We start from the raw sequence: 6,010 nt of genomic DNA, 5'->3' as shown, positions 1-6,010 counted from the left end.
CGACGAAGATCGGATCGGTATTGATGGACGGAGCTGGGGCAGCGACTTCCTTCTCGGCAAACATGTTGAATCCTTCCAGAGATGAACCCCCCGCGTAGCCCGGTATGGCCGCGCTGCGCTCATCCCCATAGGATCTCTCTGCCCCGCCCCATAAAAAATGCCGTGGACCAAAACCGGCCCACGGCAAACATCAACACAAAGAATAACGCGCCCGTTACGCCGCCCGCTCCAGCAGCAGCTTCGCCTTGCCCTCCAGCTCCAGCCGGGCGTCCTGGTACGGGCGGCTGCGCGCCAGGGCGGTGATGCCCTGCACGAAGTCAAACACGGACTCTGGCGGGTGGCCTTCCTCTTCCAGCACCGTGGCGATGATCTTCGCGGTCTCACCCTTGCTGAAGCCCCGTTTGCGCAAAAACCCCTCGCGCTCGTCATCCTGGCGCGCGACAATCTGCTCCCGCGCCGCCTTGATGCCCGCCACGAACGGCGCCGGCGAGGAATTGGCGAACCGCCGCAACGCGGGCGCCGCCTCATGGGCAAAACGCTGAGTGGCGAATTTGCTGTGCCGGATGCTAATTTCCTGGAAATCCTCGGCACCCCAGATATTCCGGTTGGCGCACACCGCGCGCAGATAAAACGATGCAATACCCAAGGTCTTCGAGCCGACCTCGCTGTTCCAGCAATAGAACCCGCGAAAATATAGATCCGGCTCACCATTCGGGAGCCGCCCCGCCTCGATCGGATTGGTATCGTCCACCAGGAACAGAAACACGTCGCGATCGCTCGCATAGAGCGTGGTGGTCTCCTTCGTCACATCCACATAGGGGTTATGGGTCATGGTCGCCCAATCCAGCACGCCCGGCACTTTCCAAGCCGTATCTCCCGTGCCGTTGCCCGCAATCCGCATCACCGCCGCCACCAATTCATGGTCCCAGATGCGCCCATAATCCGGCCCGGTGACGGCGCGCAGCTCCACCCGCCCATCATCGGTCTCCAGCGTCTTCACCAATTCGGCGCGGTGGTTGAGCAGCCCATGCTGCAGATTGATCCCCGCCAACGGCGCGGGCAGATCGCGCAGATACCCGGCCGGAGCCCCCACCAGCCCGCATAACTGCCCAAAACTCCAATGCGTCGGCACCACCGGTTGCTCCTGGCCCGGCACGATCAGCGCCTGTCGCTCGCCATCATCGCGCCGCGCCTCCACCCGGATCGCCCGGCTCTCCACATTCCGCGCCTCGGCCCGCTCCGCACGGGCCCTCACCGCGCCATACAACTCAGGCAGAGACAGAAACCGCTCATCGTCGGGGCGCGAAAACCATTCCGACGACACCCGCCCCAGCCGCTCACCCCGGCTGACATCAACCCTAAAACCCGCCGGCCCAGCCCGGCCAGCGTTCTCTCCCATAACCGCCACCGCGGCAGACGCATTGATATCCATGGCACTTCTCCATGACAGGCGCCGGAAGCCTCTCCTCCGGACTAAAACCTGTCATGAAGCGCCCAACCCAACTCTCACTCTCAGGCCCGGACTCGGGGCCAGAAATTGCCACGGCTATTGGAAGCAGCGCCCCTTTAACGCCGTTACGAGACCCAGTTTGTTAACGCGAAAGCTGCTATTTCTGCAATACACGTCTTTCTGAATTCAAGAATTCTGCGACAAGCGAGACGTCCTTGCATTGTCGTCTCTGTCGGTCTTTTGAACCATCTAATATTAGTTAGCCATCGTGCTAAATAATATTGACAAACGAAAGTTCCGTCCATATAGTTAGCCATATGACTAACAAATTTAATCGACTCGATCTTGCCTTCGGCGCGCTTTCCGATCCGACCCGGCGGGCAGTGGTTATGCGCTTGAGCCTGAAGCCCGCCTCAGTCAGTGAGTTGGCTGAACCCTTTGCGATGGCGATGCCAACCATTCTCCAACACATTCGCGTTTTGGAGGCGAGCGGCCTCGTCGAAACGGCCAAAATCGGGCGCGTCAGAATGTGTAAACTGCGCGTCGAGGCCGTGCAGGAGACCGAACAATGGTTGGCTATGCAACGCGTGATTTGGGAAGGCCGGCTCGACCGGATGGAAACTTACGTGAACAATTTACAAGCGATGGAGACGACAAATGACAGCCACCGTCGAATCAAGAAATGATGCTCTCAATACCTGGGCTCGTGACCGCGAAATCGTTCTATCTCGTGTGATTTCTGCACCACGTGAACTGGTGTTCAAGGTTTGGAGCGATCCTCTCCATCTGCCGGTTTGGTTTGGTCCTGCGGGATTCAAAGTCGAGACGCAGGAAATTGACGTTCGCGTCGGTGGAAGGTGGCGCTTTATCTATATTGCACCTGACGGGACGCGTTACGAAAATCGAATTATTTTCTTGAAAATCGACGCACCTCGCCTTCTGGAAATTGATCATGGATCAGACAAAGATGATGACCCCGGCAAGTTTCGTACAATCATTACGTTTGATTAACAAACTGATGGAAAGACTGTTGTAACTTTGAGGCAACTCCATCCGACGAAGGAACAACGCGACGCGACAATTGGATTCGGAGCGGTTGAATTCGGTTATCAGACATTGGACAAACTGGCGCAGCATATTGCCGCCCTGGGCGCGGCGTAATCCGCCCGCCCGCCCGCCGTTGTTGGGAGAAGCACCGCTATAGAATCAAGCCGCACTTAACCTGGTTGGCTTTAGGGATCGCGTGCAAATTTCAAAATTTTTGGTTCCCCGATTAGGCGATAAGAAACTCTGTAACGTCCGTTTCGGTTTCGGTATCGTACGAGGCGTGGGCCGCCGTTTTCCGCCCAATCGCGCAACTGGTGCCTTTCACCACATGAGGACTGGCGTCTGCCTCAAATAAAAATCGGTCGTCAGCTGGTCCACCACGAATTGAGCGACATCGGCACGGGCTATCTTGCCGCCTTTGACGCGTGCGAGGTCGGTAATAGCCCTGGCGTTCCCGCGAGCTGGATCATCTGTGAGCATGGCGGGGCGGACTAAAACCCAATCGAGCGAGCTAGCGCGGATCGCGGCTTCCTGGCGTTCCTTGTCCTTGTAAGCCTCGCTGAGTAGCAAGGGCAGGAACAGTCGGTCGAACACGAAGCCGCCATGACCACGGCTGTCCCCGACCCCCAGGGCGGACACGCAGACCAGACGGCGCACGCCGTTGCGCGTCATTGCCGCGATCATGGCGTGTGTTGCGACGGTGAGCACATCGACCTTACGGCGACCCATGCCGGTGCCCAAGGCGCAGACGACCGCATTGCAGCCGTCCGAGGCGCGCATAAGGGTGACCTCGTCGCAAACATCGCCCTCGATTATGTCTACTCCCGGCAGATCGGCGAGCGCCTTCGAACGAACAAGCGCCACGACGGAATGGCTTTTCGCCACGGCATCACGGACAATCAGCCGTCCGGTTCCGCCCGTTGCCCCTAAAACAAGAACTTTCATATGGCCGCCTTTACTAAAATCATGTATTTTTCTGATGTTGAGGGACAGAGCACTGCCCCTGTGATTTAACGAATGAGCGGCAGAATGGCCCGGATACGGGGATCGCGCAGATAAAGGCCGCCCCATGTCATTGCGCCCAGAAGTAGCGAAATGATTTCCGGCGGTGACCCCAACTCATCGATGCGGATATGGGCGCAGATGGCACCGCCGAGATAGCCAGTGGCCAGGATCGCGCCGAGGACGGTTGTTGCTGGAATGGCGTAAAGGATGGCGCAGGCGAGTACGATCGGACCCACGATACGGGTCAGGCCCATCGCAAATCCAGTTTCCTGCAACATGCTGGCGATTTGCGCCGGCACGAAGAGCTGAATAGTACCATCCCCGACCAGAACGATAACGACAAACGCGCTCATGATCCGGCCGGCCCACAGGGCGCGATGCGAGGTCATAGTTCCGGACATTTGTCGGTCTCCAATGTGGCAATTCATATTCGTGGCTTACTGTGTGTCTGGGATGTGATAAACATCCATAAAATGAACGTACCGTTCTCTCTATGGTGAACAATCCGAGGCGCGAAATGCAAAATCTCGAACCCATCCTCATATTCATAACTGTCGCTGAAATGGGGAGTTTTACTCGCGCGGCCGACAGGCTGGGCATCCAAAAAGGGCGAGCCTCAACCGCGATTCGGAAGTTGGAAGAAGATGTCGGAATCAGGCTCCTGCACCGGACGACGCGCAGCGTGCAGTTGACCGAGGACGGACGCGCATTTCATGCCCGCGCCCGTGATCTGCTTGCTGAAGTTGATGACCTGCACTCGATGTTCGCAGGCGATCACGTGGCACTCCGCGGGCGTCTACGGGTCGATCTTCCGACCGAAGTGGCACGCACAACGATCGTGCCGGCTTTGCCGGATTTTATGGCGGCTCACCCCGAATTGGAGCTGGAGCTGTCGAGCACGGATCGGCAGGTTGATCTGGTTCAAGAGGGGTTCGACTGTGTATTGCGGCTTGGCCCGATCAGAGACGAGACGCTGATTGCGCGCCCACTGGGACTGCTCCGCATGGTAAACGCTGCCAGTCCTGTCTATCTGGCACGCTACGGCATCCCTCAATCACTCGAAGATCTCCATCGTCAACGACATCGGACAATTCATTTTTCGGCAATGCTGGGCACAAAACCCAATGGGTGGGAATATCCGGAAGGCGACAGCTACGCGACGCTTCAGTTGCCAGGCTCGCTACACGTCAACAGCGCGCAGACCTACGACGCCGCTGCCATGGCCGGCCTTGGCCTAATTCAGGCGCCACTCTTGGGGATTTGCCAATATTTAGAGACTGAAGCGCTCATCGAGATACTCCCCGATTTTCGTCGCCGGGCGATTGCAGTGTCCCTCGTCGTTGCACATCGCAGCAATCTGTCGCGACGGGTCCGCATATTCATGAAATGGATCGAAGATGTGCTGGCGCCGTATCTGGAATAGCGAGACGCTGTTCCAGACATCTTCCGCGAGCCGCGCCTTGTCTGCTGCGGTAGCGTCTGTGAAACGTGGCAGAGGCAGACGGCTCATGATGTTCCTTCCAATCGGGCCTTGAGGTTGGTACATTCGGCTTGCAGTTCGGCAATGCGGGCATCGCGTTGCGCAACTGCAGCGGCGACATCAGCAGCGTCAAATTTTTGTGGTATGTGTTGCGGACAGTTGGCATCCCAGGCCTCGACCTGAAACAACACGGCCTGTTCGCCCTGCGCGCCGTACCCTTTCGGCATCAGCGTGGCGATCAACGCGGCATCATCGGTCAAACGCGCGCGTCCCCACAGCTTGATCCGGCGGCGGCGAGCATAATCCATCAGGAACAAAAACGCTTTGTCATTTTCCGCCAGATTGCCTGTCGAAACATATTGTCGGTTGCCGGCGTAGTCGGCCCAGCCGATGAGATCGGGTCCGACCACGCGAATAAACCCTTTCGGGCCGCCCCGGTGCTGCGCATAAGGCTGACCTGCGGCGTTGGCGGTGGCGAGATAGGCGGTGTCAATCTCTTCAAGGAAAGCGGCCAGGGATTTGTCGACGCCGGTGCGAAAACCACCCCGCGCCTCCATTCTGGCATAGGCCTCGCGCGAGCCGCGCGCCGACTGGATGGCCTTGACCGCCGGCGTGAAGGCGATGTCGCTACTGGGTGAGATCATGATTCAGGTTTCCGTATGAATGATGCCGCCAAAGTTAGCTTCGCGCGGTGAGCGTAATAGTGGATGGGGCCGCTTATTGCCGCGCCTCGGCGACCGCGAGCGTGTCAATATATTGTCGGAAGCGCTGGATCTTTCCGCCGACTACATCCCAGATATGCGCGTAGGCCGCGTTTACCGATTTGCCCGTGCCGGCATGCACGCCATTAAAGCTACCAAGCGATACGACCGTATTTCCTTCAGTGATATTAGAGGCTGTCTCGGAATGATGATGGAATGAAGGGTTGGGTGGCGGGATGAGGTGTGATTCCAAGAGGTTGTCGAGACCGAGTTGGATGGACAGCCTCATGTGGACCCCGACCACCCGTGCCTACCATAGGCGAGATA

At 58.0% G+C, this 6,010-nt stretch carries 8 protein-coding genes; 3 read left to right on the top strand and 5 right to left on the bottom strand.

Going from position 1 to position 6,010, the window contains the following annotated elements; all coding sequences use genetic code 11:
* Positions 1-214 precede the first annotated feature (214 nt).
* Positions 215-1,399, bottom strand: a complete 1,185-nt coding sequence (locus tag AiwAL_RS19615; RefSeq protein ID WP_262313423.1) for a DUF932 domain-containing protein — start codon at positions 1,397-1,399, stop codon at positions 215-217.
* Between the two features lie 368 nt (positions 1,400-1,767).
* On the opposite strand from AiwAL_RS19615, the gene AiwAL_RS19610 reads away from it, so the two are divergent.
* Both AiwAL_RS19610 and AiwAL_RS19605 read left to right on the top strand, forming a co-directional pair.
* On the top strand, positions 1,768-2,136 hold the full coding sequence (locus tag AiwAL_RS19610) for a helix-turn-helix transcriptional regulator (protein WP_262313422.1): 369 nt from the start codon (positions 1,768-1,770) through the stop codon (positions 2,134-2,136).
* Positions 2,108-2,461 carry an SRPBCC domain-containing protein gene (locus AiwAL_RS19605; protein ID WP_262313421.1) on the top strand — a complete coding sequence of 118 codons (354 nt, stop codon included), beginning with the start codon at positions 2,108-2,110 and terminating at the stop codon, positions 2,459-2,461. Before AiwAL_RS19610 ends, AiwAL_RS19605 begins: the two co-directional genes overlap by 29 nt.
* 357 nt (positions 2,462-2,818) lie before the next feature.
* On the opposite strand, the gene AiwAL_RS19600 is transcribed toward AiwAL_RS19605, so the two are convergent.
* Both AiwAL_RS19600 and AiwAL_RS19595 read right to left on the bottom strand, forming a co-directional pair.
* A complete protein-coding gene (locus AiwAL_RS19600) occupies positions 2,819-3,442 on the bottom strand; it encodes an NAD(P)-dependent oxidoreductase (protein WP_262313420.1) in 624 nt (207 codons plus the stop codon).
* Positions 3,443-3,507: 65 nt separating this feature from the next.
* Positions 3,508-3,903 carry a DoxX family protein gene (locus AiwAL_RS19595; protein ID WP_262313419.1) on the bottom strand — a complete coding sequence of 132 codons (396 nt, stop codon included), beginning with the start codon at positions 3,901-3,903 and terminating at the stop codon, positions 3,508-3,510.
* A gap of 116 nt (positions 3,904-4,019) precedes the next feature.
* Between AiwAL_RS19595 and AiwAL_RS19590 the strand changes: the two genes are divergently transcribed.
* Positions 4,020-4,925 (top strand): LysR family transcriptional regulator, encoded by a 906-nt coding sequence (locus AiwAL_RS19590; protein WP_262313418.1) that lies wholly within the window; start codon positions 4,020-4,022, stop codon positions 4,923-4,925.
* An 83-nt stretch (positions 4,926-5,008) separates the two neighbouring features.
* Here AiwAL_RS19590 and AiwAL_RS19585 read toward each other — a convergent pair whose 3' ends face one another.
* Entirely contained in the window at positions 5,009-5,626 is a 618-nt protein-coding gene (locus AiwAL_RS19585; RefSeq protein ID WP_262313417.1) for a pyridoxamine 5'-phosphate oxidase family protein, read from the bottom strand.
* Between the two features lie 73 nt (positions 5,627-5,699).
* Positions 5,700-5,972 carry a nuclear transport factor 2 family protein gene (locus AiwAL_RS19580; RefSeq protein WP_262313416.1) on the bottom strand — a complete coding sequence of 91 codons (273 nt, stop codon included), beginning with the start codon at positions 5,970-5,972 and terminating at the stop codon, positions 5,700-5,702.
* Between the last annotated feature and the right edge of the window lie 38 nt (positions 5,973-6,010).

Origin of the sequence: Acidiphilium sp. AL (assembly GCF_025499445.1) — a bacterium.
GTDB classification, from domain to species: domain Bacteria; phylum Pseudomonadota; class Alphaproteobacteria; order Acetobacterales; family Acetobacteraceae; genus Acidiphilium; species Acidiphilium iwatense.
The sequence above is the reverse complement of the archived record's forward strand: the minus strand, read 5'-3'. Positions and strand labels throughout refer to the sequence as shown.